Origin of the sequence: Streptomyces sp. NPDC021115 (assembly GCF_044333065.1) — a bacterium.
Lineage (GTDB): Bacteria > Actinomycetota > Actinomycetes > Streptomycetales > Streptomycetaceae > Streptomyces.
This window is the reverse complement of sequence record NZ_JBIRQF010000021.1, coordinates 83,451-107,564: the sequence shown is the minus strand read 5'-3', so window position 1 is coordinate 107,564 and position 24,114 is coordinate 83,451. Positions and strand designations below refer to the sequence as shown.

Here is a 24,114-nt window from a genome sequence, read left to right as displayed (position 1 = left end):
ATGACACAGAGCGAGAACGACATCACCGTCGTCCATGTGATGCGCCACGGCGAGGTGGAGAACCCGGAGGGCGTCCTGTACGGGCGCCTGCCCGGCTACCACCTGTCCGAGCTGGGGCGCCGCATGGCCGACCGGGTCGCCGAGCACCTCGCTGAGCGCGACATCACCCATGTCGTCGCCTCCCCGCTGGAGCGGGCCCAGGAGACGGCCGCGCCGATCGGCAAGGCGCACGGTCTGGACGTGGCCGTGGACGAGCGGCTGATCGAGGCGGCGAACGCCTTCCAGGGGAAGACCTTCGGGGTGGGCGACGGCGCGCTGCGCAGGCCCGCCAACTGGCGTCATCTCACCAACCCCTTCCGTCCCTCCTGGGGCGAGCCGTACATCGATCAGGTGGTGCGGATGATGGGGGCGCTGGGCGCGGCGCGCGACGCGGCCCGCGGGCACGAGGCGGTCTGCGTCAGCCATCAGCTGCCGATCTGGATCGTGCGCAGCTTCGTGGAGCGGCGGCGGCTGTGGCACGACCCGCGCAAGCGGCAGTGCACCCTGGCCAGCCTCACCAGCTTCACCTATCGCGGCGACAAGATCGTGTCGGTCGGCTACAGCGAACCGGCCCGTGATCTCGTCCCCGCCCATCTCCTCGCGGGTGCGAAGCGGGTGAAGGGGGCCTCCAAGGGGGTCGGTGCGTAATCAGCGCACCGTAGGCGTCTCATCGCATTCGGTCATCGTTCCGGAGTTTTGTGCCGGAACTGTAATTGACCGCGTCCGTCCGGAACCCCGCTATTCGTCTCGCCATCTCAAAGGTCGTCCGCAGCCCGGACAACCGGAACGGCGAGTGCGAATTGAGGACGCTATGCGTGAGGTCAGCCGGAGGGGGATCCTCGGTCTCGGTATGGGGGCGGTCGCGTCACTGACCGCCGTCGGCTGTTCGTCGTCGGGGTCGGGCAAGGCGGCGCCGAAGAGGACGGCACAGGCAAAGCCGATCGGTGACGGTTCAACTTCCCGTGGGGTGAGCCGGCCGAAGGAGCCCAAGCCGGAGCGTCTTGAGCGGGGGCAGAAGCCGCCGCAGTTCGTGGTCTTCTCGTGGGACGGCGCGGGAGAGGTCGGAAACGGCCTCTTCCCGCGTTTCCGGAAGCTCGCCGAGGATCACGGCGCGACCATGACGTTCTTCCTGTCCGGGCTCTACTGTCTGCCGGAGTCGAAGAAGTCCCTCTACAAGCCGCCGAACAACCCGGTGGGCGCCTCCGACATCGGCTATCTCAGCGACGACCACGTCAAGGCGACGCTGAAGAACGTGCGTCTGGCCTGGCTGGAGGGGCATGAGATAGGCACCCACTTCAACGGGCACTTCTGCTCCGGCCGCGGCACCGTCGCCGACTGGACGCCCGACCAGTGGGAGTCCGAGGTCGAGCAGGCCGTGTCGTTCGTGACGCAGTGGCGTACGAACACCGGATTCAAGGATGTCGATCCGCTGCCCTTCGATTACCGCGAGGAACTGATCGGCGGACGCACCCCCTGTCTGCTCGGACAGCAGAATCTGCTGCCGACCGCACGCAAGCTCGGCTGGCGTTATGACGCCAGTTCGCCCGGCGGCCGCCAGGTGTGGCCGACGAAGAAGTCGGGGCTGTGGGACTATCCGCTCCAGCAGATTCCCTTCCCCGGCCATTCCTTCGAAGTGCTGTCGATGGATTACAACATCCTCGCCAATCAGTCGCGGAATTCGACGAATGCGCCGCCCGCCAATTACCCGGGCTGGCGCAAGCAGGCCACCGACGCTTACATCGCCGGTTTCCAGCGCGCGTACGAGACCAATCGCGCCCCGTTCTTCATCGGCAACCACTTCGAGAAGTGGAATGGTGGCATCTATATGGACGCCGTCGAGGAAGCGCTCAAGCACATGGCCGACGAGAAGCACAAGGACGTGCGGCTGGTGTCCTTCAAGCAGCTCACGGACTGGCTGGACGCGCAGGACCCGCAGGTGCTCGCCGATCTTCAGGGGTTCGGCGTGGGCGAGGCGTGGCACGCGGGCAGCTGACCGCCGCCCGGCTCCGGCACCGCGGGGTCCCCGGCGCGGGGGCAGGTGAGGGGGCGAGGGGGGTGGCGAAGATCGGCAAATGGGCCATGCGAAACTTTTCACATGAGTGCCTGCCGCGCCCCTCGGCGCCTCGCGACCTGCCGTCGCGCAACCGTGCTGGCCACCGGGGCCGTGGTTGCCGCGCTGTCCCTCACCGCCTGCGGTAGCGGCGGCACCTCGGGCGGTTCCGCCGACACCAAGTTCGTCCAGGGCAAGGGCGGCGTCGACACCGTGCCCAAGGGGGACCGCCAGGACGCCCCCGAGCTGTCCGGCAAGACCCTCGAGGGCAAGCCGCTCGACGTGGCCGACTACAAGGGCAAGATCGTCGTCCTGAACGTATGGGGCTCCTGGTGCGCGCCCTGCCGGGCCGAGGCACCGAACCTCGCCAAGGTCGCCAAGGACACCAAGGCCAAGGGCGTCCAGTTCATCGGGATCAACACCCGGGACAGCAACCGAGCCCCCGCGCTCAGGTTCGAGAAGGCGTTCAAGGTCGACTACCCGAGCCTGTACGACCCGATCGGCAAGCTGATGCTGCGCTTCCCCAAGGGAAGCCTCAACCCGCAGGCCATCCCGTCGACCATCGTCCTGGACCGGAACGGCAAGATCGCGGCTCGTGCGCTCACTCCGCTCACCGAGGAGAGCGTGCGCAAGATGCTCGACCCGCTCATCGCGGAGAAGTGACCCCTTGTGACTACGCTCGCCGCCACCGGTGCGAACGAGACCGTACTGACCGGGGCGCTGCTGCTCGCCCTGCCGATCGCCGTCCTCGGCGGACTGGTCTCCTTCTTCTCGCCCTGTGTGCTGCCCCTGGTGCCGGGCTACATGTCGTATGTCACCGGGATCACCGGTACGGACCTGGCCGAGGCCAGACGCGGCCGGATGGTCGCGGGCGCCTCGCTCTTCGTGCTCGGCTTCACCGCCGTCTTCGTCTCCGGCGGCGCCCTGTTCGGCCACTTCGGCTGGACCCTCCAGGAGCACAAGGAAACCCTCTCCAAGATCCTCGGGGCCGTCACGATCCTGATGGGCCTGGCCTTCATGGGGCTGCTGAAGGGCTTCGGACAGCGGGAGTTCCGCTTCCACATCACACCCACGATGGGACTGGCGGGCGCGCCGGTGCTGGGCGCCCTGTTCGGCGTCGGCTGGACGCCGTGCCTGGGGCCCACCCTCACCGCCGTCCAGGCGCTGGCGTTCAATGAGGGGAGCGCGGGGCGCGGCGCTCTGCTGACCGTCGCCTACTGCGTCGGGCTCGGGCTGCCGTTCGTCGCCGTCGCGGTGGCGTACCGGCGCGCGCTGGGCGCCTTCGCTTGGGTCAAACAGCACTACGTGTGGGTGATGCGGACCGGCGGCGGTCTGCTCATCGCGCTGGGGGTGCTGCTGCTCACAGGTGTCTGGGACAGCATCATGAGCGACACGCAGAGCTGGGCTCAGGGCTTCAACGTTGGGATCTGATCCATGTCCACCACCGATACCGACTCCGCGGCCGAGAAGGCGGCTGGACAGGCGGCCGAGCAGGCGGCCGACAGCGGCGCGGGCGGCGCTGGCGGCGCCGAGGAGCGCGAGCTGGGCGCCGCGGGGTCGCAGCTGTCCACCGCCCCCGCCGAGGAGATCAGCGTCCCCTCGCTGGGGCCGCTCGGCTGGGCCAGGTGGTTCTGGCGGCAGCTGACCTCGATGCGGGTCGCGCTGCTGCTGCTCTTCCTGCTCTCGCTGGGCTCGATCCCGGGCTCGCTGATCCCGCAGACCAGCATCGACCAGCTCAAGGTCCAGGACTTCAAGGACAAGCACCCGACGGTCACGCCGATCTACGAGAAGCTCCAGCTGTTCCACGTCTACAGCTCGGTGTGGTTCTCGGCGATCTACATCCTGCTGTTCATCTCGCTCATCGGCTGCATCGTGCCGCGCACCTGGCAGTTCGTGGGCCAGCTGCGCGGCCGTCCGCCGGCCGCCCCGCGCCGGCTCACCCGGCTTCCCGCGTACACCACCTGGCGCAGCGACGCCGAGCCGGAGAAGGTGCTGGAGGCGGCGCAGCGGATCATGAAGCGGAGGCGCTTCCGCAGCCAGCTCACGGGGAACGCGGTCGCCGCCGAGAAGGGCTACCTGCGTGAGGTCGGCAATCTGCTGTTCCACGCCGCGCTGATCGTGCTGCTGGTCTCCTTCGCCGCGGGCCAGCTGTGGAAGACCGAGGGCAGCAGCCTGATCACCGAGGGCGGGGGCTTCTCCAACAGCCTGACCCAGTACGACGACATCAAGACGGGGCAGCTGTTCCAGAGCGACGACCTGGCGCCCTTCAGCTTCCAGCTGGACCGCTTCCACGCGACCTACGAGCGCAGCGGCCCCCAGATGCGCACGCCGCGCACCTTCCGCGCCGACGTCACCTACTGGGACGGGGTGGACGGGCCCGCCCGCAAGACCTCGATCAAGGTGAACGAGCCGCTGGAGATCCAGAACTACAAGGTCTTCCTGCTGAACCACGGCTACTCGCCCGTCGTCACCATCCGGGACGGCCAGGGCAACGTGGTGCACCAGGGGCCGGTGGTCGGGCTGCCGATCGACGGGGCCAACCTCACCGAGAGCCTGGTGATCAAGCTCGGTGACTACCGCGACAAGAACGGCAAGCGTGACCAGGTCGCGTACCAGGGGCAGTTCCTGCCGACCTGGGAACGCAGCAAGGGCATGTTCTCCCAGTTCCCGGCGCTGGACAATCCGACGCTGGTGCTGACGGCCTACCACGGCAGCCTCGGCATCGACGGCGGTACCCCGCAGAGCGTGTACCAGCTCGACAAGTCGCGGATGAAGCAGTACCGGGAGTCCGACGGGAAGACCAAGTTCGCCCGGGCGCTCGCGCCCGGCAACACCATGAAGCTGCCGAACGGCGAGGGCACCCTGACCTTCGACGGGGTCAAGAGCTGGGCCAGCTTCCAGATCTCGCACAAGCCGGGCGACCAGACCGCCCTGCTGGGCGCCGTGGGGGCCCTGGTGGGCCTGGTCGGTTCGCTGTTCATCCAGCGCCGCCGGGTCTGGGTCCGGGCGGTGAAGGGCACCGACGGCGTGACCGTCGTCGAGATGGCCGGGCTCGGCCGCAGCGAATACGCCAAGCTCCCCGAGGAGCTGGGTGATCTGGCCGTCCGGCTGCAGACGGACGCGCCTCCCGCGGCGGAACCCGGAGATACCGCAGAGCCTGCAGACCCCGCAGATCCCGCAGAAGGAGCGCGCGCGTGAACCTCGCGGCCGCAGTCAACGAAAGCCTCGCCCAGTACAGCAATTGGCTGATCTACTCGGCGATCACGGTCTACACCCTCGCCTTCCTCGCCCATATCGCCGAGTGGGTCTTCGGCAGCCGTAGCGCTGTCGGCCGCACTGCCGCCGCGATCACCAACGGGGCCGCGGCCGCCGACGGCGGATCGTCGGTCACGGTGAAGACGGCCGAGAAGGGCGGCGGCACGGCCGTGCTCGAGCGACCGAAGGTCATCACCCGGGCCGCGGCCGGCAGCCGTGACGTGCCGGACGGGCCGGGCGCGGCGGGCGGCACCGAGCAGGGCGATGTGTACGGCCGGATCGCGATCGGCCTGACCGTCCTGGCGTTCGTCCTTCATGCCAGCGCCGTCCTCACGCGCGCGCTGTCCGTGCAGCGGGCTCCCTGGGGCAACATGTACGAGTTCTCCACGACCTTCGGCATGGTCGCGGTCGGCACGTACCTCACACTGCTCCTGCTCAAGAAGAACGTCCGCTGGATCGGTCTGCCCCTGACCACCTCGGTCCTCCTCGACCTCGGACTCGCCGTCTCTGTCTTGTACACCGACAGCGACCAGTTGGTTCCCGCTCTCCACTCCTACTGGCTGTGGATCCACGTGAGCTGCGCGATCCTCTCCGGCGCCGCCTTCTACATGGGGGCCGTTTCCACGCTGCTCTACCTCTTCCGCGACCGCTACGAGACGCAGCTGGAGAACCCGGAGGCCAAGCAGTACAGCCGAGGCGTCAAGTCCGTGCTGGCGCGGGTTCCGTCGGCGGCGTCGCTGGACAAGTTCGCGTACCGCATCAACGCCACGATCTTCCCGCTGTGGACCTTCACGATCATCGCGGGCGCGATCTGGGCCGAGGCCGCGTGGGGCCGATACTGGGGCTGGGACCCCAAGGAGGTCTGGTCCTTCATCACCTGGGTCGCCTACGCCTGCTATCTGCACGCCCGGGCCACCGCGGGCTGGAAGGGGCGCAAGGCCGCCTACCTCGCGCTGATCGCCTTCGCCTGCTTCCTCTTCAACTACTACGGCGTCAACATCTTCATCACCGGCAAGCACTCCTACGCCGGAGTCTGACCCGCCGCCGGAGTCCGGCTCCGGCGTCCAGCCCCCCGCCGCCCGCGCCGTCTCAGGACGCCGCGGGCGGCGGCGTGTCGTCCGGGCCCTCGCCGCCCTTGCGGCGCAGCTCCTCCTCGCGGCGGCGCAGATCCGCCTCCCAGTCCTTCAGCAGCTCCTCGTCGCGGACCTCGGGCGCATCCGCGCCGCGGTCCTTCGGCGCGTCCCCCAGGGACTTCAGGAACTCCGGGTTGTCGTCCGGGGCGACCCATTCGCGGCGCGTCTCGGCCGCCGCGGTCCGCTTGCGGCCCACCAGCAGCCAGGAGATCGATCCCACCACCGGGAACAGCAGGACGAGGATCGCCCACAGCGGCTTGGGGATGTAGCGGACGTCCTGCTCTTCGGTGGTGATGCAGTCGATGAACGCGTAGATGCTGAGTGCCAGCGGCACCAGGATCATCAGCACCCGGAGCATGAGGCGATCCCCCTGCGTGTGGTGTTCGGGGCCGGTCGTACGGGCCCCAGGTACGGGACCAGGGTAGTGCGTACCGGATACTGGGACGCATGGCTTATGACGATCTTCGTTCCTTTCTGCGGGCGCTCGACAGGGAAGGCGACCTCAAGCGCGTCAAGGCCGAAGTCGATCCGTATCTGGAGATCGGCGAGATCGTCGACCGCGTCAACAAGGCGGGCGGTCCCGCGCTCCTCTTCGAGAACGTCAAGGGCGCGGCGATGCCGCTTGCCATGAACGTGTTCGGCACGGATCGCCGGCTCCTCAAGGCCCTGGGCCTGCGCTCGTACGACGAGATCAGCGAGAAGATCGGCGGCTTGGTCAAGCCCGAGTTGCCGCAGGGCTTCGGCGGGCTGCGCGAGGCGTTCGGCAAGCTCGGCTCCGTGGCGCACGTACCGCCGAAGAAGGTGAAGGAGGCACCGGTCCAGGAGGTGGTGCTGACCGGCGACGACGTCGACCTCGACGCGCTCCCGGCGCTGTTCACCTGGCCCGAGGACGGCGGCTCGTTCTTCAACCTCGGCCTGACCCACACCAAGCACCCCGAGACCGGGGTGCGCAACCTCGGCCTCTACCGCCTCCAGCGCCATGACCGCCGCACCATCGGCATGCACTGGCAGATCCACAAGGACAGCCGCAACCACTACCAAGTCGCGGCCAGGCGCGGGGAGAAGCTGCCGGTCGCGATCGCCTTCGGTGCGCCGCCCGCCGTGACGTACGCGTCGACCGCCCCGCTCCCCGGGGACATCGACGAGTACCTGTTCGCGGGGTTCGTGCAGGGCCGCCGGATCGAGATGGTCGACTGCAAGACGGTGCCGCTCCAGGTCCCGGCCGCCGCCGAGGTCGTCATCGAGGGCTGGCTGGAGCCCGGGGAGATGCTGCCGGAGGGCCCGTTCGGCGACCACACCGGCTTCTACACGCCCCAGGAGCCGTTCCCGGCGCTGACCATCGACTGCGTCACGATGCGGTCCCGCCCACTGCTCCAGTCGATCGTGGTGGGCCGTCCGCCGACGGAGGACGGGCCGCTGGGGCGGGCCACGGAGCGGTTCTTCCTCCCGCTCCTCAAGATCATCATCCCGGACATCGTGGACTACCACCTCCCCGAGTCCGGCGGCTTCCACAACTGTGCGATCGTCTCGATCGACAAGAAGTACCCCAAGCACGCGCAGAAGGTCATGCACGCCATCTGGGGTGCCCACATGATGTCGCTGACCAAGCTGATCGTCGTGGTCGACGCCGACTGTGACGTACACGATCTGCACGAGGTGTCCTGGCGCGCGTTGGGGAACACCGACTACGCCCGTGATCTGAACGTGGTCGAGGGCCCGGTCGACCATCTCGACCACGCCTCGTACCAGCAGTTCTGGGGCGGCAAGGCGGGCATCGACGCCACTGCCAAGTGGCCCGAGGAGGGCTACACGCGCGACGGCGGCTGGCCGCACATGGTCGAGTCCGATCCGGAGACGGCCGATCGGGTGACGCGGCGCTGGAAGGAGTACGGGCTGTGAGCGGCGACGCCATTATCGGGGACGGCAGGGCGGAGACCGGTCCCCGCGGAGGCGGGGGTGTTCCGGCTTTCCTGCGGCTGGTCATGATCGAGCATTCCGTCTTCGCCCTGCCCTTCGCCTACATCGCCGCCCTGACCGCGATGTTCCAGTGGGACCAGCACCTCCACTGGACGCGGCTGCTGCTGATCACGGTCGCGATGGTGGGCCTGCGCACCTTCGCGATGGCCGCCAACCGGATCATCGACCGCGAGATCGACGCGCGGAACCCCAGGACCGCCTCCCGCGAGCTGGTCACCGGAGCCGTCTCGGTACGCACCGCCTGGACCGGGGCGCTGGTCGCGCTCGTCGTCTTCCTGGGCGCCGCCGCGCTGCTCAACCCCCTGTGCCTGGCGCTGGCGCCGGTCGCGGTCGTGCCGATGGTGGTCTATCCGTACGGCAAGCGGTTCACCGACTTCCCGCACGCCATCCTGGGCCTCGCCCAGGCCATGGGCCCGATCGGCGCCTGGATCGGGGTCACCGGCCAGTGGTCGTGGGACGCGGTGATCCTGGGCCTCGCGATCGGCATCTGGATCGGCGGGTTCGACCTGATCTACGCCTGCCAGGACGTGGCCGCCGACCGGGCGCACGGGGTGCGGTCGGTGCCGGCGCGCTTCGGCATCGCGGGGTCGCTGTACGGGGCGCGCGTCTGCCATGTGATCACCACACTGCTGCTGGTGTGGTACGCGCTGGCCACCGGCGCCGGGGCCTTCTTCTGGCTGGGTCTTGTGATCGTGGCGGCGGCGTTCGCGTACGAGCACACGATCGTGCGCCCGGACGATCTGTCCCGGCTGAACCGAGCCTTCTTCACGGTGAACGGCTTCATCGGAATCGCCCTGTTCTGCTGCGCTCTGCTCGACCTGGTGATGCGGGGCCTCGGCCCGTGAGACCCGCCGGATAGGCTCGGTGTGTGGAGCCGCCGCACGGGCCGAACAGGCCGCACGAAGAAGTGAGCAGACGCCGGCCCTGGGTGGTCGGCGTGTCCGGCGCGTCCGGGACGCCGTACGCCGCCTCAGTGCTGCGCGCGCTGCTGCACGCGGGGGAGGCGGTCGACCTGGTGATCAGCCGCGCCTCGCGGCTGACGCTGCTGGACGAGACGGGGATCGGCTTCCGGGACGCGCACTGGCGGGAGGATCTGCGCCGCTGGCTGGCGCGCGGCGCGGACGGCACGCCCGACGCCTTCGACGTACCCGTCGACTCGGCGGACGTCCGTCACTGGGCGGCCGGGGACCTGGCCGCCGGGCCGTCCTCGGGCAGCTACGGCACCAAGGGGATGCTGGTCGTCCCGGCGAGCACCGCGTGTGTGGCCGGGGTCGCGCTGGGGCTCTCGAAGGATCTGCTCCAGCGGGCCGCGAGCGTGACGCTCAAGGAGCGGCGTCCGCTAGTGGTGGCGGTGCGGGAGACCCCGCTGAACGGGCAGACCCTGCGGCACCTGGTGACCCTGGACGAGGCGGGCGCCGTGGTGCTGCCCGCCTCGCCGGCGTTCTACGCGGGGGCGACGCACATCCAGGATCTGGTGGACTTCGTCGCGGGGCGGGCGCTGGACGCGGCGGGGGTGCCGCACAAGCTGTACCGCCGGTGGGAGGGGGAACTCGGTGGCGACCGGGGACCGGGGTCCGGTTAGGAGACGTCCCGGGCCGGGCGCTCCGGGTGCTAGCGCGTCCAGCGCTTCCTGGCGCGGGCGGCGCGGGCCGCGACGACGGCGGCGCGGCGGGCCGTGCGGGATCCGGCCGGACGGTCGGTGTTGCGGACCACGGCACGCGAGCGGCCGGCCAGTTCCCGCAGCTCCAGCATGCGGGCTTCAAGACCTTCGATCGTGTACACGGTGAGTTCTCATCTCCTGAGGTAACAGGCCGAACGCCTAGAGGATTTGCAGGACTTGTGGTCCTGATGCCTTAGATTCTACATGTAATGACGCTCTAACCCTGAATAATGGAAGGCGCACGGCATATGGACGCGGTGGACAGGCAGCTCATCCAGGCCCTGCGGGAGAACGGCAGGGCCTCGTACGCGGAGCTCGGCAGGCTCGTCGGCCTCTCCGGGCCGAGCGTCACGGACCGGATCAACCGCCTGGAGGCGGCCGGGGTGATCACCGGCTATCGCGCGACCGTGGACGCGGCCTCCCTCGGCCTCGGCGTCACCGCCCTCATCGGCCTCCAGCTCTCCGACGCCGCCGACCACGAGGACGTGGCGCAGCGGCTGCGCGACCTCGCCGAGATCGAGGACTGCTGGTTCATCGCGGGCGACGACTCGTACATGCTCAAGGTGCGCGCCTCGAACGTGGACGGTCTGGAGCGCACCGTCCGCAGACTGTCCCTGACCAAGGGCGTCGCCCGGACGCGTTCCACGATCGTGCTGTCCACGAAGTGGGAGAACCGGGTCGGGGAACTTCCCGAGGACGCCGAGGCGTAGTCTCGGCTGAGGCCGACACCGGCACGACGACGTAGGGCCAGACGCATGGGAGGCGGCCGTCGCATGAGCGCAGCGACACACGATGTGGGTTTCAAGCGGGAATTGGAGCAGAAGGTCCTCGCGGGCGAGCGGCTGACCCGTGAGGACGGTCTCGCCCTGTACGGGTCCGACGACCTGGCCTGGCTGGGCGGGCTCGCCCATGAGGTGCGCACCCGCAAGAACGGCGACGTCGTCCACTTCAACGTCAACCGTCACCTCAACATGACGAACGTGTGCACCGCGTCCTGCGCCTACTGCTCCTTCCAGCGCAAGCCGGGCGAGAAGGACGCGTACACGATGCGCATCGAGGAGGCCGTCCGCCTCGCCAAGGCGATGGAGAACGACAAGCTCACCGAGCTGCACATCGTCAACGGGCTGCACCCCACCCTGCCGTGGCGCTACTACCCGCGGTCGCTGAAGGCGCTCAAGGAGGCGCTGCCCGCCGAGGTGTCGCTGAAGGCGTTCACCGCCACCGAGATCCACCACTTCGAGAAGATCTCCGGAATGTCCGCGTCCGAGATCCTGGACGAGCTGATCGACGCCGGTCTGGAGTCGCTGACCGGCGGCGGCGCGGAGATCTTCGACTGGGAGGTCCGGCAGCACATCGTCGACCACGACACCCACTGGGAGGACTGGTCGCGCATCCACCGGCTGGCGCACGAGAAGGGCCTCAAGACCCCGTGCACCATGCTGTACGGGCACATCGAGGAGCCCCGGCACCGGGTGGACCACGTGCTGCGGCTGCGTGAGCTCCAGGACGAGACCGGCGGCTTCCAGGTCTTCATCCCGCTGCGCTACCAGCACGACTTCGTGGACATGCAGGACGGCAAGATCCGCAACCGGCTCCAGGCGCGCACCTCCATGGCGACCGGCGCCGAGGCGCTGAAGACCTTCGCGGTCTCCCGGCTGCTGTTCGACAACGTCCCGCACGTCAAGGTGTTCTGGGTGATGCACGGGGTGCAGACCGCGCAGCTCGCCCTCAACCACGGCGCGGACGACATGGACGGCTCGGTCGTCGAGTACAAGATCACGCACGACGCGGACAACTACGGCACGCCCAACAAGCTGACCCGCGACGATCTGCTGGACCTCATCCGGGACGCGGGCTTCCGCCCGGTGGAGCGCAACACCCGGTACGAGACCATCCGCGAGTACGAGGGCCCGGACCCGGCCCGCCGCGAGTCGCCGCAGCCGATGCGGGTGTGAGACGGCCGGGGGCCGGGTTCGTACAGTCGCTCGGTTATCGTCGTCCGCATGCCGCTGACGTTCGACCTGGACCCCGAGACCACCCCTGAGCTGCTCGACTCGATCCGTACGCTCTGGGCCGATGTCTCGAACGCGGGCGGCGCCGTCGGTTTCGTGCCGCCGGTGACCACGGAGGACGTCCGGCCCGAGCTGATCAAGCACCTCACGGCGATGGCCGAGGGGCGCACCCGGCTGCTCGTGGGCCGGGACGGGACCGGCGCGGCGGCCGCGACCGCCTTCTTCACCCTCAACACCCACCGGCTGATGCGGCACTGGTGCTGGCTCTACAGCGTCATGGTGCACCCCTCCCACCAGGGCGAGGGGTACGGCCGTGAGCTGATGGCCGCCGTGGAGAAGGCCGCACGCGGGATGGACGGCATCCGGGGGATACGGCTCACCTGCCGGGGCGGCACCGGTGTGGACCGGTTCTACGCCGGGTGCGGATACCGGGAGGTCGGCCGGGTGCCGGGGGCGATCAAGGTCGCGGACGACGACTTCCGCGACGACATCACCATGTGGCTACCGCTGGACTGACCTCCGCTGGGCCGACCTCGGCTGAACCGACCTCCACTGAATTGATCAGAAACCGGACGTGATTCACTGGGAGGGCAGGAACTTCCAGCAGAAAGAGGACCCCGCCGTGTCTCTCAAGCCGAGCGCCACGTTCCGCTACACCAGCATGCGCCTGGGGATCTTCGCCGGTTGCTTTCTGGTCATGTGGGCCCTGGTGTACTTCCGTGTGGTGCCCGCGGGCCTCGGGGCCTCCAACCTGTTCTGGGTCGTCCTGCTGGCGCTGATCGTCTCCGCCCCGCTCAGCTTCGTCCTGCTGCGCAAGCAGCGCGAGGCGATGGCGGTGCAGGTCGCCGAGCGCGTGGACCGGGCCAAGGAGCGGCTGGCGGCGAGCCAGAGCCAGGAGGACGCCACGTCCACCGCGCCGGAGGGCTCGCGCGCCGAGGCGTAACCCGGTGTAAGGCTCCTCACACCCCGCACACCTTTCCGACGCCCCCTGGGCCGGCAGCCGCTGGCCCAGGGGGCGTTGAGCTGTTTCCGGCCACCCCGCCCGGCCCCGGACGGTCCGAAAGGTCAAAGATTTTCTTTGGGTTCCCCAAAGGCGCGGTGTTAATGTACTTGTCATGAAGACAGCAGCCGCGCCCCGTATCGCAGCGAGCGTTCCGCTCGTGGCGCGCCTGCACATCGATCTTTGCCGCTGCCGGTCCGCGGCCTGTCAACGCCGCTGACCCCTCTCGTACAGCGGCCGGAGATCCCGTACGGACTCCTGGCTTTCTCTTCCCCTCTTGACCTCCCCCGGAGTGTGTCCGTTGTCGCCCCTCCCCGAGACGTCCGGCCGGACGTCGTCCTTCCGCCTGCCCAAGGTGCCGTTCTGGGCGCAGATCCTGCTGGGTCTCGTCCTCGGCGTGGTGTTCGGCTGGATCGCCCGCAGCGGCGATGTCAGCTGGCTGGCCACCACGCTCGACAAGATCGGCTCGATCTTCGTCCAGCTGCTGAAGCTCGCCGTCGCCCCGCTGGTCTTCTTCGCGATCCTGATATCGATCACGAACCTGCGGAACGTCAGCAACGCCGCCCGGCTGGCCACCCGCACGCTGCTGTGGTTCATGGCCACCTCGCTCATCGCGGTCGCCATCGGCCTGGCCATCGGCCTGCTCACCAACCCGGGCGCGGGCACCGGCCTGACCCCGAAGGACGGCGCCAAGCCCGAGGACGCCGGGTCCTGGCTGGACTTCCTCACCGGCATCGTGCCGACGGACGTCATCACGCCGTTCACCGACCTGCAGGTGCTGCAGATCGTCTTCATGGCCGCCGTCGCGGGCGTCGCCGCCCTCCAGCTCGGTGAGCGGGCGCAGCCGATCCTCACCCTGAGCCAGTCGGTGCTGGAGCTGCTCCAGAAGGCCCTGTGGTGGGTCATCCGCCTCGCCCCGCTGGGCAGCCTGGGCCTCATCGGCTCCGCCATCGCCGAGTACGGCTGGAACCTCATCAGCAAGTACGCGACCTTCACCGCCGACGTCTACATCGGCTGCGCGCTGGTGATGTTCGGCGTCTACCCGCTGCTGCTGGCGACCGTCGCCAAGGTCAACCCGCTGAGCTTCTTCAAGGGCGCCTGGCCCGCGATCCAGCTGGCGTTCGTCTCCCGCTCCTCGGTCGGCACCATGCCGCTCACCCAGAAGGTCACCGAACGCCTCGGCGTGCCCAAGGAGTACGCGTCCTTCGCGGTGCCCTTCGGCTCGACCACCAAGATGGACGGCTGCGCCTCCATCTACCCGGCGCTCGCGGCGATCTTCATCGCCGAGATCTTCGGTGTGCACCTCGGCGTCGGCGACTACCTGCTGATCGCCTTCGTCTCGGTCATCGGCTCCGCCGCCACGGCCGGTCTCACGGGCGCGACGGTCATGCTCACCCTGACCCTCTCCACCCTGGGCCTCCCCCTGGAGGGCGTCGGCCTGCTGCTGGCGATCGACCCGGTCCTGGACATGATGCGGACGGCCACCAACGTGGCGGGCCAGGCCCTGGTGCCGGTCCTGGTGTCGGCCCGCGAGAAGATCCTCGACCACGACGCCTACCACCACGCCAGCGCGTCGCCCCTGGACGACCGCGACGAGGCCGATGCCCCGGAGCGTCAACTCGCCACCGCGTAGCGGCAGCCCCTGTACAGCCTCGACATCGCCCCCGCTCTCAGCAGAGAGCGGGGGCGATGTGCTGTGCTGCGGGCTCATCGTCGGCGGTGAGCCTCAGTGCCTTGGTGGCCAACAGCTCATGGCTGACTGCTGTCACGCCGCCGTAGGGCGCACGGCATGGTCACGGTGGGGATGCCCTTGCCGATGGCCTCGGCCACGAATCCCACGATGAACTTCTCGGTGATCCCCAGCGCCCATTGGTTGATCGTGTTGAAGGTGGCGGGCGCCAGGACCGCGACATCCGCCGGGGCTTCGAAGATCAGCGGGGGGTCGTTCAGGCGTCGAGGCCGAGCTTCATGTAGATCGTTTCGTAGCCGTCGGCGATGCTCAGCTCGGAGTTGAGGAACTCGGTACCGGGCGGGACGTTGACGCGCACCGTGGCCTCCATGCGCTCGTCGTCGGCGAGGTGGTCGGGCAGGGTTTCGCGCTTCATGCCGTCGACCTTCCAGGTGCCGTACACGATCGAGCCGTCGGGCAGGGCCTGGCCTTCGTGGAGGCTCTCGTGGAGGTCGCCGCCTACGAGGTCGACGGCCTTGCCGCTGCCGTTGACGATCAAGAGGGTGTACGTGTAGGTGAGGTCGCCGGGCTCGTTGTTGTCGTCACCCGGGACCGGGCGGATGCGCCGGGGCGTGCCGAAGGTCACGTCCACCCCGTTCTCGTACGGTTGCAGGACCCCGTCACGCTCCGGGTTTTCGCCGGTCACGTCGATGCTGCCGTCGTGGGTCTCCATGTCACGCTTCACCGACCAGTTCAGGTAGAGCAGCGCGCACATGCCGCACAGGAACAGGATGAGCAGCGCGACCAGGGCCGATGTGGTGGCGTTGCGGGGGCCGACGAACTCGGATTCGGGTGTTGGTCCCAGCTCCAGCTGCGGGGGGTCGGGGTGGGTGGGGCGCTGGCGGGGTGTGGGCATGACCGGAAGCTATGGCGCCGGACCGGGCCGCCACATCCGTGCGGGGGCGGAGGGCGCCTAGGTAGGGAGGCTCAGGTGATGTCCGGGTGCCTCGGTGACAGGGGATGTCTGCCTTCGATCAAAGAATGCTGCGTTACTGTCAATTCCTTTCAGGGTATGTGTTATTAAGTGTTACGGCGCTAATATGTGCTTCGTGTACATGCGGTCGTAACGGGGGGAACGCGCATGCCTGACACCACAGCGGGGAAATCTCTGCGCTCCGCGCGCGACATGATCGAAAAAGCGATCCGGGAGATGGCGGACAAGGCCGTGCTGCCGAAACCGGGCGCCGATCGGGGCGTTGTCGGCAAAATCGCGCTGCGGCACATCCTGAAGATGATCGATGTCGTGATCGCGGCCCTGGAGGCGCCGCCGGAATCCGACTCGATCGTCGTGTACGGCATCCTCGCCGAAGAGTGCGAGCCCGTTCTCGGGCTGCCGTCGAGTGACGTATTCAGCGCGCTGGTCGAGATGTGCGGTGAACCGCACGGGTCGGCCATCCGGCCGGAACTGCCGCGGGCGAAGCGGTCGGTGATCGAGACGATCCGCCGGGAGATCGTCGCGGTGACCGTCGAATACCGGGCCCGGCCCGGGGAGACGGGGGTGCGGATCATCGAGATGCTGTACGGCGCCGACCGGCAGAAGGTGCGGCGCAAGCGCATCAAGCAGGAGATCGACTGGGGCGACATTCCCGAGGAAGTGCGCGCGCGGATGATCCGTGACGACGATGAGGGCGTCACCTTGAGCCTTCCGGTGGGGAGGGCCTGATGGCGTTCTTCATTCCGCTGATCATCCTGGCCATCGGTCTGGCGATGTGGAATCAGATCATGGTCTGGGCCCGGGATCAGCTTTTCCCCTGGGTGGCCGAGCACCTTCCCTGGATGTCCGACACGGTGAAGCTGGCCTTCACCGAGCTGGACAAGTACGCCACCGCGATCCGCAGAAATGTGAAGGCAGCCTGGCATCAGCTGCGGGCCTATCTGCTCGAACAGGTCGTCCAGTTCGAGAAGGGGGTGGCCCCGAACACCTACCTCAGGCGCATGACCGCGCTGATGAAGAGCCATCTGCGCAAAGACGCCCCGATCAAGCGGATCGTGGTCGAGGAGGACGTCACCTGGGACGACCTTCCGGAGAAATACCGTCAGTCGCTCCTCGCGGGCGACGGGGGCAGTTATCGCATGGACGTGACCAGGATGCGCGACCAGGAACTCCAAGAATGACCCGCAGAGAGAGAAACGGGCACATGTCGCTGTGGTGGTGGACGGGCGTCGGTGTAGTGGTGGTGGCGGTGGCCCTGGTCGTGTCGCGGCGATGGCCGCGGCCCGGCGGGCGGGCGCGGGACGGCCGTCTCACCGACGTCGTCCTGGACGCCCTGGCCGAGGACTGGGCGGCGCGCGTGGATGCGCGTCCCGACGACGTCCGGGCCGCCGTTCTCGGCTCCGGAGCCGCTGAGCTGCGTGCCCGGCTGGCATCGGAAGTGCGCGAGGTGGAGGTCGTGTTCATCAGGCCCGCCACCGGGCGGCCGGACTCGCACACCGTCGTCCGCTGCGTCTTCGGGAATCCCGAAAGCGCATCGGTGACCGAGACCGTCACGGGCTGGGACGACATTCCCGACGGCGTCCGCGCGGAGTTCATCCGCGAGGAAATCGACGAGGTCAGCCGCCGCTGGACCCTGGCGGGCTGAAACAGATTCGCCGGCACACACTGATACGGGGGGCAGTGAATGGACGAGGGACGCAACACGGTGCCACGGCGCTGGACGTTCACCGATTCCGGCGGCGGGACGGCCGGACCGGTGGCGACCGCGACCGTGCCCGGGAATGCGGCGCCTGCCGGACGCGACGGGAATTCCGCGGAGCCCGGATCACCGGAGACGGTCGACTTCCGGGTGGAGCGGCCCACCCGGACGTTCGGCGATCTCGTCCTCGCGGAGGAGGTGCGCAGACGCGTCGACACCGCGCTGAACGTGGTCGCGCACCGGGAGGTGCTGTTCAAGGAATGGAATCTGGCCGCGATCTCCCCGCACCGCGGCGGCGCGGTGGTGAGCCTGTACGGGCCGCCCGGTACGGGTAAGTCGGCGTGCGCGGAGGCCGTCGCCCACCGGCTCGGCCGCCCGTATCTCCGGGTCAGCTACGCCCAGATTGAATCCCGGTACGTCGGGGAGACGCCGAAGAACATCGTGCGCTGTTTCGCCGAGGCCCGTCGGCACGATGCCGTGCTCGTCTTCGACGAGGCGGATTCCATTCTGGGGCGGCGGCTGAGCCGGGTCACCCAGAGCGCCGACCACAGCGTCAATGTGTCCCGCTCGGTGATGCTCACCGAACTGGACCATTTCGACGGCGTCGTCGTCTTCACGACCAACTTCCCGGAAAACTACGATGTGGCGTTCGTCCGGCGGATCCTGGCGCATATCCGGCTGGAACTGCCCGACCTCGCCGGACGGCGCGACCTGTGGACGAAACTCCTCCCGAAGGAGCTGCCGCTGCACCCCGAGGTCACCGCCGACATCCTGGCGGCCGAATCCGAGGGCATGGCCGGGGGCGACATCGTGAACGTCGTCATGGCCGCGGCCGCGGCGGCCGTGGCCCGGCACGGAGAGCGGCGCGTGGTCGAACTCGCCGATCTCCGCGACGAACTGGCCGCCTCGGCGCGGGCGCGGCGCGAGGTCGGGAATCCGCCCGCGTCACCGCGCCTGGTGGCCTTCGAGGACGTGCCCGCGCCCAGCGGTTCAGGGGCGGACCCGGTGGCCGGTGAGGGCGGTGGTCAGAAGGGGTAGCGCGCGGCCCAGTTCGCGCTCCCAGTACGGCCAGGTGTGGGTGCCGGGGCCGTAGAGCCGGGCGGTGAGCGCCAGGCCATGGGCCCGGGCGCGGCGTACGTAGTCCTCGGCCATCAGCCCGAGGCCCCGTTCGGTGGGGTCGACGGGGCGGTCCGCGGGGTCCAGCGGCCCGGGGCTGCCGTCGCCGCAGGAGACGTACACCGGGTAGCCGCGGGGGAGCCGGGTGAGCTGGGTGTACGGGTCGTGCGCGGCCCACAGCGCGGACTGGGCCCCGGGGTCGCCCCACAGCGCGGTGGGGTCGTCCCCGTACTGCCGCACGATGCCCTGGACGCCGCTCGGGTCGCGCAGCGGGTGGATCACGCCGCTGAACGACGCGGCCGCGCGGAAGAGACGGGGGTGGCGGGCCGCGTAGGACAGGGCGCCGAAGCCGCCCATCGACAGGCCCGCTACCGCCCGGCGGCCGTTGCCGCGCAGCGCGCGCTCCAGCAGCGGGCGCAGCTCGCCGAGGTGGAAGGACTCCCAGGCGGGCGGGCCGTAGGCACCGCCGTTCCACCAGTTCGAGTAGAAGCCGGAGGGGCCGCCCTCCGGGCACACCACCAGCGCGGGGAAGGACGTGGTCAGCCCCTCGACGTCGGTGTTGAGGGTCCACGCCTCCCAGCCCGGGCCGGGGTCGCAGCAGCCGTGCAGGAGGTACAGGACCGGCCAGCTGCGGTGCGGCAGGCGGTCGTAGCCGCGGGGCAGCAGCACCCGGGCGTGGCCGTCGCGGGCGAGGGCGGGGGACTGGATCGTCAGGTCGAGGACGCGCTCGCCGACGCGGTCGGCGGCGGTGATGCGTGCCTGTTCGGTGGCTGTGGCGCGCGCCCGGCCGGTGGTGCCTCGGGCGAGGTCGGCGGGCCGGGGCAGGGCGCGGGCCTCGGCGGGGGTGGGGAGCAGGGGCGCGGCGGCCAGTGCGGCGAGAGCGGCGGCGGCGCGGCGGCGGGAGGGCATCGTCCGTATCTCCTTCGCTGGTGCGTGCGGAGCTGAACGGGGCGTTGCGCGAGCTCTGTTGACACTGTGAAGGGGTCGGCGGGCCGTGACAAGAGTGGGGCGCCGACCCCGTGATCTTCGTCGTGGTCCGCCGTAGGCTGGTGGGCGTACGAGTGTGCGGGGGCACTGTCGGAGGGGGCGGTCCGCGTGGGCGGGGCGACGAGGAGCAAGCGCGTACCGCGGGTGGTGCGGGAGCAGCAGATGCTGGACGCGGCGGTGCGCACCTTCGCGCGGCGCGGCTACAGCCACGCCTCGATGGACGACATCGCCGAACTGGCCGGGGTGTCCAAACCGCTGGTCTATCTGTACCTCAGCTCGAAGGAAGAGCTGTTCGCCGCGTGCGTCCGGCGGGAGGCGGTCTCGCTGGTGGACGCGGTGCGGTGCGCGGTCGAGCGGGGCGCTCCGGCGGACCGTCAGCTGTGGAGCGGGCTGAGCGGCTTCTTCGCGCACACCGCCCGGCACCCCGACGGATGGGCGCTGCTGCACGTCCAGGCGCGCACCCACGGCCACCCCTACGCACAGGAAGTGGCGGCGATGCGGGCAGAGATCGTGACGTTCGTGACCCAGCTGATCGCGGCGGCGGCGCGCAGGGGCGCGCGGGAGCGGCGGCTGGCGGCGGCCGAGGTGTCCGGGCTCGCGCACGCGCTGGTCGGGGCGGCCGAGTCGCTCGCGGACTGGGCGGGGGACGCGGCGGAGCCGGAAGGGCCCTCGGCCCAGGAGGCGGCGGCCACCCTCATGAACTTCGCCTGGGCGGGGCTCGGGAACCTGCTGCGCGGCCAGGGCTGGTCGCCCGGCCCGGCAGCACCGTGACCGGGCGGGTCAGCCGATCCGCGCCCGCGCGTACAGCGCCGCCGGGTCCGCCGCGCGGGACACCGCCGAGGGGTGCGCGTCCCGCTGGGACACCGGATGCCCGACGCCCTCCCGCCAGGCCGCGGACGGGTCAGTTCCGCTGTCCGAGCCCGCCTTGTCCGGCGCCAGTTCCAGCGGCACGAAGTTGGAAGGGGCGGTGTGCCAGCCGTCCGGCGCCACCCGGGTGGCCAGCAGGTACGTCCGCCCGGGCCGCAGCTCAGGGGCCTCGCCCACCACGACCCGCTGCCGCCGCAGCGGATCGTCGCCGCCCTCCTGGGCGACCCGTACGTCCCCTGACACCTTGCCCTTGAGGGTGGACTGGACCTCGACCCGGTACGTCGTCCACAGCAGCCGGTCGCCGTTCGTGCGCCGCACCCCCTGGCGGGCGGTGACCTTGCCGACGAACACGTCGTCGGCCCAGCCCGCGGCCAGCCCGGGGGTGTCCAGCCGGACCGCGTAGGTGGGGTGGTAGTGCGTACTGCCGTACGGGACCTCGAACCAGGCCACCGCGCAGCCGCCCGCCGCCGCCAGGGCCGTGGCCAGCGCGATCGTCCCGGTGCGGGCGCTCATTTGCCCCACACGGCCCGGTACGCGGCGATGTCGGCGGCCGAGGGCGCGACGGCGGTGCGGGTGTCGTTGCAGTACATGACCGCGCCCCGGGAGGAGCGGTGGCCCAGCCGCAGGGCGTGGCCCAGCTCATGGGTGACGATGCCGCGCTTCACATCGGCCGGGTACGCGCCGAGGAAGTGGTCGTTGAGGACGATGTCGTCCGAGCCCAGCTCATGGGACTCCCACAGCCCGGACCAGCCGATGTCCGCACGGTCGACGTCGGTCGCGTCGACGTCCGCGTAGGCCGTGCCGCTGTGCGGCTTGATGTCGACCTTGCCCAGCGCGTTCCACTCCGCCCGGGCCCGCGCCCACTCCGCGGTGTACTTGGTGTGCAGGGTGTACGTCAGCTCCGAACCGTCCACCGATCCGGTCGTGTTCGGGTCGTCCGGGCAGTCGGCGGCGACGGCCGGTGGCGCGGGCAGCCCCGCGCACAGCCCGGCGGCCAGGGACGCGCTGACCACGACGCGTATACACCGCCGGGCGAAACGGGCGCCCTTACATCGACCCACGTCCGCAAACCCCTCGTTCGTGTGAGGCCCGAGAGCTTCAACGTACGAGGGGCCGCGGGGCGCCGCATGCGCAAAGGGGCCTCCCGGGGGAACCGGAGGCCCTGGCTCAGGTGGTGCAGTTACCGGTGGCCGGTTCGTCGGCGAGCCGCGCGCCGAGCCAGGCCATGGCCGCCGGGACCCCGGTGATCGCGGTCGTCACATGGTCGGTCGGATAGCTCTTCCACTCCACCGGCGCGCCCTTCTCGCACCACCGGTCGCGCAGCTCGGCGCCGACCCGGTACGGGATCAGCTCGTCCACCGTGCCCTGGTAGAGGTAGACCGGACGGTCGGGGGCGCTGTCGCCCAGATACGAGGCGCGCAGTGCGAGCTGCCACAGCGGCGACGCCAGCGGATCGCGGACGGTCACGTCGGACAGGTTGGTGAAGAGCCCGGCGATGGTGCTGATCGAGACGCAGTTGTTCCGCATGAAGGCGACGTCGTCCTTGCCCTTCTGGTTGAGGTAGGAGTCGAGCGACAGTTCGGGGAAGGCGGCGTCCTGCCCGGCGAGCGCCATCAGGGCGAGCCCGGCGCCCACGCCGCCGTCGTTGTAGTCGAGGGTGGCGGGGAGATCGGCGGGCACGCCCCCGGCGACCGTGCCCTTCACCCGCAGCTCCGGCGCGTACGAGGAGCGCAGCTGGGCGGCCCAGCCCGCCGCCTGGCCGCCCTGCGAGTAGCCCATGATCCCGACCGGGCCGTCCGGTGAGAGGCCCGCCTCGGGGAGCCGCTGCGCGGCGCGCGCCGCGTCCAGCAGGGCGTGCCCCTCGGACCGGCCGACCGTGTAGGTGTGGTCGCCGGGGGTGCCCAGGCCCTCGTAGTCGCTGACGGCGACGGCCCAGCCGCGGCGCAGCGCGAGGTCGATCAGCTGGCCCTCGGAGCTGGTGCCCTGCGGGAAGCGGCCGGAGGCGGCGCAGTCGTCGGCGAGGCCGACGGCGCCCATGCCCCAGGTGACGAGCGGCCGGGGGCCGGTCTTGCCGTCGTCGGGCACGATGACGGTGCCGGAGACGACGTTCGGACCGCCCCGGGCGGTGGTCGAGCGGTAGGTGATGTGCCAGGACCGGGTGGTGACCGGGGCGCCGGGCACGGTGCGGAACGAGGTGGGGGACTTGGACACGATGTCGCCGGGCTCGCCCTGGAGTGTGGCGGTCCCGGTGGTGTCGCCCGCGGCCGTGGCCAGGGCCGGTGGTGCGATGGACAGCGCGGCCGGCAGGGCCAGGGCGGCGAGGGCGGCGAGCACGGTGGTGCGGGTGCGCATACGGCTCTCCCAAGGGTGCGATGGTGCTGCGGTGCTGTGAGGGGGACCGTAAGGACGTGCGGTTTGTCGGTTGATGACCGGAGCGCTCAGATTCGCTGGCCTCATGTCTCACCCGTGTCTCACGCGGCGCATCTCACCCGGCGCGACTCACCCGGCGCGTCTCATCCGGTACGGCTCATCCAGCCTTGCGGCCGTACGTCAGCCGGTAGGCGCCGGGCGTCATCCCCGTCCAGCGCCGGAACGCCCGGTGGAACGCGGCGCCTTCGGAGAAGCCCAGCCGCACCGCCAGCTCCTCGATCGGCTCGCCGGTCCCGCGCAGGCTGCCGATCGCCGCGTCCTGCCGCACCTGGTCCTTGAGCCGCTGGAACGAGGTGTCCTCCTCGTCCAGCCGCCGCCGTAGCGTCGCGGGGCTGACCGCGAGCCGGGCCGCGACCTCCCGCAGCTCCGGCAGCCGCCCGGGCAGCCGACCGGCGCGGCCGCGGCTGCCCGGCCCGCTCCCGCCGGTCCGCAGGCCGCCCGCGAGCACCTGCCGCACCTGCTGGGCGACGGTCGTGCCGTACTCGGGGCGGCCGAGCAGCCCGTCGGGCGCGCGGCGCAGCAGCGCCTGGAGCGACGCCTCGTCCTGGATCACGGGCGCGGACAGCCAGCGGGGATCGAATCCGGCCGCCGTACGGTCGCCGCCGAAGTACGGGACGCAGCCGAACAGCTGCTCGTACTCGTCCGCGTGCGGGGGCGCGGGGTGGGCGAACTGGGTCCACAGCAGCGGGATCCGACGGCCGATCAGCCAGCCCGCCAGCCGGTGCCAGATGAGCATCAGCCATTCGGCGACGATCTGGCTCTCATGGCGGGTGCGTAACCGCCCATGGATGCCGAACACCGCCTCGTCGCCCTCGCCGCGCTCCAGCGCGAGATCCGGCCCGCCGGGGAAGAGCCGGTAGAAGCGCGCGCCGCGCTCCAGGGCGGTGCCGAGGTCGGGGCTGCCGAGCGAGGCGTAGCACATCATGGCGAACGTGCCGGGGCGGCTGCGCGCGGATCCGAGCCCCAGGAACTCGTCCCCGGTGGCCCGGTGGAGGGCGCGCACCAGCCGGGCGAACTGCTCGGGGGAGAAGCGCGCGCGGTCGTCGCCGAGCAGCAGCGGCGGTATCCGGGCCCGTTGGAGGAGGGGTGCGGTGTCCACGCCGAGGCGCTGCGCCCCGCGCACCGCGGCCCGTACGTGGTGCACCGTGACCGTTCGCCGCCCCCGACCCCTGGTCAGCCCCATGGTCCAAAACGGTAGCCCGATCGGGTGGGCCATGTCGACGGTG

Annotated in this window: 27 protein-coding genes and 1 pseudogene; 19 read left to right on the top strand and 9 right to left on the bottom strand. The window is 70.2% G+C overall.

Going from position 1 to position 24,114, the window contains the following annotated elements; translation table 11 throughout:
* From ACH4TL_RS38750 to ccsB, 6 genes are all read left to right on the top strand, one after another.
* Complete coding sequence (locus tag ACH4TL_RS38750; protein ID WP_398325341.1) at positions 1 to 687, top strand: histidine phosphatase family protein; 687 nt, start codon at positions 1 to 3, stop codon at positions 685 to 687.
* Positions 688 to 850: 163 nt separating this feature from the next.
* Positions 851 to 2,032 (top strand): hypothetical protein, encoded by a 1,182-nt coding sequence (locus tag ACH4TL_RS38745; protein ID WP_398325490.1) that lies wholly within the window; start codon positions 851 to 853, stop codon positions 2,030 to 2,032.
* 102 nt (positions 2,033 to 2,134) lie between these two features.
* Positions 2,135 to 2,752 carry a TlpA family protein disulfide reductase gene (locus ACH4TL_RS38740; RefSeq protein ID WP_398325338.1) on the top strand — a complete coding sequence of 206 codons (618 nt, stop codon included), beginning with the start codon at positions 2,135 to 2,137 and terminating at the stop codon, positions 2,750 to 2,752.
* A gap of 6 nt (positions 2,753 to 2,758) precedes the next feature.
* Positions 2,759 to 3,520: a cytochrome c biogenesis CcdA family protein gene (locus tag ACH4TL_RS38735; RefSeq protein WP_398325335.1), complete on the top strand. Its 762-nt coding sequence runs from the start codon at positions 2,759 to 2,761 to the stop codon at positions 3,518 to 3,520.
* Between the two features lie 3 nt (positions 3,521 to 3,523).
* Positions 3,524 to 5,287: a cytochrome c biogenesis protein ResB gene (locus tag ACH4TL_RS38730; protein WP_398325332.1), complete on the top strand. Its 1,764-nt coding sequence runs from the start codon at positions 3,524 to 3,526 to the stop codon at positions 5,285 to 5,287.
* Positions 5,284 to 6,381: a c-type cytochrome biogenesis protein CcsB gene (gene ccsB / locus ACH4TL_RS38725; RefSeq protein ID WP_398325329.1), complete on the top strand. Its 1,098-nt coding sequence runs from the start codon at positions 5,284 to 5,286 to the stop codon at positions 6,379 to 6,381. Before ACH4TL_RS38730 ends, ccsB begins: the two co-directional genes overlap by 4 nt.
* Before the next feature lie 52 nt (positions 6,382 to 6,433).
* On the opposite strand, the gene ACH4TL_RS38720 is transcribed toward ccsB, so the two are convergent.
* Positions 6,434 to 6,835, bottom strand: a complete 402-nt coding sequence (locus ACH4TL_RS38720; protein ID WP_398325326.1) for a PLD nuclease N-terminal domain-containing protein — start codon at positions 6,833 to 6,835, stop codon at positions 6,434 to 6,436.
* Between the two features lie 89 nt (positions 6,836 to 6,924).
* Here ACH4TL_RS38720 and ACH4TL_RS38715 point away from each other — a divergent pair, with 89 nt between their 5' ends.
* The 3 genes from ACH4TL_RS38715 to ACH4TL_RS38705 all read left to right on the top strand — a co-directional run bounded on the left by ACH4TL_RS38715 (position 6,925) and on the right by ACH4TL_RS38705 (position 10,036).
* Positions 6,925 to 8,376, top strand: coding sequence for a menaquinone biosynthesis decarboxylase (locus ACH4TL_RS38715; RefSeq protein ID WP_398325323.1), 1,452 nt, complete (start codon positions 6,925 to 6,927; stop codon positions 8,374 to 8,376).
* A gap of 11 nt (positions 8,377 to 8,387) precedes the next feature.
* Complete coding sequence (mqnP, locus tag ACH4TL_RS38710) at positions 8,388 to 9,299, top strand: menaquinone biosynthesis prenyltransferase MqnP (protein ID WP_398325486.1); 912 nt, start codon at positions 8,388 to 8,390, stop codon at positions 9,297 to 9,299.
* A gap of 62 nt (positions 9,300 to 9,361) precedes the next feature.
* Positions 9,362 to 10,036 carry a UbiX family flavin prenyltransferase gene (locus ACH4TL_RS38705; protein WP_398325320.1) on the top strand — a complete coding sequence of 225 codons (675 nt, stop codon included), beginning with the start codon at positions 9,362 to 9,364 and terminating at the stop codon, positions 10,034 to 10,036.
* A gap of 29 nt (positions 10,037 to 10,065) precedes the next feature.
* On the opposite strand, the gene ACH4TL_RS38700 is transcribed toward ACH4TL_RS38705, so the two are convergent.
* Positions 10,066 to 10,236, bottom strand: coding sequence for a hypothetical protein (locus ACH4TL_RS38700; RefSeq protein WP_398325317.1), 171 nt, complete (start codon positions 10,234 to 10,236; stop codon positions 10,066 to 10,068).
* Positions 10,237 to 10,362: 126 nt separating this feature from the next.
* Here ACH4TL_RS38700 and ACH4TL_RS38695 point away from each other — a divergent pair, with 126 nt between their 5' ends.
* The 5 genes from ACH4TL_RS38695 (at position 10,363) to ACH4TL_RS38675 (ending at position 14,759) form a co-directional block, all read left to right on the top strand.
* Positions 10,363 to 10,824, top strand: coding sequence for an Lrp/AsnC family transcriptional regulator (locus tag ACH4TL_RS38695; RefSeq protein ID WP_039938108.1), 462 nt, complete (start codon positions 10,363 to 10,365; stop codon positions 10,822 to 10,824).
* A gap of 63 nt (positions 10,825 to 10,887) precedes the next feature.
* On the top strand, positions 10,888 to 12,069 hold the full coding sequence (gene mqnE / locus ACH4TL_RS38690) for an aminofutalosine synthase MqnE (RefSeq protein ID WP_398325314.1): 1,182 nt from the start codon (positions 10,888 to 10,890) through the stop codon (positions 12,067 to 12,069).
* 48 nt (positions 12,070 to 12,117) lie between these two features.
* The gene (locus ACH4TL_RS38685; protein ID WP_398325311.1) at positions 12,118 to 12,642 is read left to right on the top strand and encodes a GNAT family N-acetyltransferase; all 525 of its coding nucleotides are present in this window, start codon (positions 12,118 to 12,120) and stop codon (positions 12,640 to 12,642) included.
* A gap of 106 nt (positions 12,643 to 12,748) precedes the next feature.
* Positions 12,749 to 13,069 (top strand): DUF4229 domain-containing protein, encoded by a 321-nt coding sequence (locus tag ACH4TL_RS38680; protein WP_398325308.1) that lies wholly within the window; start codon positions 12,749 to 12,751, stop codon positions 13,067 to 13,069.
* A gap of 358 nt (positions 13,070 to 13,427) precedes the next feature.
* The gene (locus tag ACH4TL_RS38675; protein ID WP_398325304.1) at positions 13,428 to 14,759 is read left to right on the top strand and encodes a dicarboxylate/amino acid:cation symporter; all 1,332 of its coding nucleotides are present in this window, start codon (positions 13,428 to 13,430) and stop codon (positions 14,757 to 14,759) included.
* A 149-nt stretch (positions 14,760 to 14,908) separates the two neighbouring features.
* Here the strand turns inward: ACH4TL_RS38675 and ACH4TL_RS38670 are convergent.
* A pseudogene (locus ACH4TL_RS38670) lies at positions 14,909 to 15,043 on the bottom strand (flavoprotein); the annotation flags it as partial.
* 29 nt (positions 15,044 to 15,072) lie between these two features.
* Positions 15,073 to 15,711, bottom strand: coding sequence for a hypothetical protein (locus ACH4TL_RS38665; protein ID WP_398325301.1), 639 nt, complete (start codon positions 15,709 to 15,711; stop codon positions 15,073 to 15,075).
* 225 nt (positions 15,712 to 15,936) lie between these two features.
* On the opposite strand from ACH4TL_RS38665, the gene ACH4TL_RS38660 reads away from it, so the two are divergent.
* Genes ACH4TL_RS38660 through ACH4TL_RS38645 form a run of 4 tightly spaced genes read left to right on the top strand, consistent with a single transcriptional unit; the run spans position 15,937 to position 18,526 of the window.
* Positions 15,937 to 16,518 (top strand): hypothetical protein, encoded by a 582-nt coding sequence (locus tag ACH4TL_RS38660; protein WP_398325298.1) that lies wholly within the window; start codon positions 15,937 to 15,939, stop codon positions 16,516 to 16,518.
* On the top strand, positions 16,518 to 16,970 hold the full coding sequence (locus ACH4TL_RS38655) for a hypothetical protein (protein ID WP_398325295.1): 453 nt from the start codon (positions 16,518 to 16,520) through the stop codon (positions 16,968 to 16,970). The genes ACH4TL_RS38660 and ACH4TL_RS38655 overlap by 1 nt, the downstream gene beginning before the upstream one ends.
* Positions 16,967 to 17,434: a hypothetical protein gene (locus ACH4TL_RS38650; protein ID WP_398325291.1), complete on the top strand. Its 468-nt coding sequence runs from the start codon at positions 16,967 to 16,969 to the stop codon at positions 17,432 to 17,434. Before ACH4TL_RS38655 ends, ACH4TL_RS38650 begins: the two co-directional genes overlap by 4 nt.
* Positions 17,435 to 17,473: 39 nt before the next feature.
* Positions 17,474 to 18,526, top strand: a complete 1,053-nt coding sequence (locus ACH4TL_RS38645) for an ATP-binding protein (protein WP_398325288.1) — start codon at positions 17,474 to 17,476, stop codon at positions 18,524 to 18,526.
* Here the strand turns inward: ACH4TL_RS38645 and ACH4TL_RS38640 are convergent.
* Positions 18,479 to 19,513: an alpha/beta hydrolase gene (locus ACH4TL_RS38640; protein WP_398325283.1), complete on the bottom strand. Its 1,035-nt coding sequence runs from the start codon at positions 19,511 to 19,513 to the stop codon at positions 18,479 to 18,481. The genes ACH4TL_RS38645 and ACH4TL_RS38640 overlap by 48 nt on opposite strands.
* A gap of 240 nt (positions 19,514 to 19,753) precedes the next feature.
* Here ACH4TL_RS38640 and ACH4TL_RS38635 point away from each other — a divergent pair, with 240 nt between their 5' ends.
* Entirely contained in the window at positions 19,754 to 20,362 is a 609-nt protein-coding gene (locus tag ACH4TL_RS38635; protein WP_398325483.1) for a TetR/AcrR family transcriptional regulator, read from the top strand.
* Between the two features lie 9 nt (positions 20,363 to 20,371).
* Here ACH4TL_RS38635 and ACH4TL_RS38630 read toward each other — a convergent pair whose 3' ends face one another.
* From ACH4TL_RS38630 to ACH4TL_RS38615, 4 genes are all read right to left on the bottom strand, one after another.
* Entirely contained in the window at positions 20,372 to 20,971 is a 600-nt protein-coding gene (locus tag ACH4TL_RS38630) for a hypothetical protein (RefSeq protein WP_398325280.1), read from the bottom strand.
* The gene (locus tag ACH4TL_RS38625; RefSeq protein ID WP_398325278.1) at positions 20,968 to 21,471 is read right to left on the bottom strand and encodes a hypothetical protein; all 504 of its coding nucleotides are present in this window, start codon (positions 21,469 to 21,471) and stop codon (positions 20,968 to 20,970) included. Before ACH4TL_RS38625 ends, ACH4TL_RS38630 begins: the two co-directional genes overlap by 4 nt.
* A gap of 154 nt (positions 21,472 to 21,625) precedes the next feature.
* The gene (locus ACH4TL_RS38620) at positions 21,626 to 22,810 is read right to left on the bottom strand and encodes a lipase family protein (RefSeq protein ID WP_398325275.1); all 1,185 of its coding nucleotides are present in this window, start codon (positions 22,808 to 22,810) and stop codon (positions 21,626 to 21,628) included.
* A gap of 175 nt (positions 22,811 to 22,985) precedes the next feature.
* Positions 22,986 to 24,071, bottom strand: coding sequence for an AraC family transcriptional regulator (locus tag ACH4TL_RS38615; RefSeq protein ID WP_398325272.1), 1,086 nt, complete (start codon positions 24,069 to 24,071; stop codon positions 22,986 to 22,988).
* Between the last annotated feature and the right edge of the window lie 43 nt (positions 24,072 to 24,114).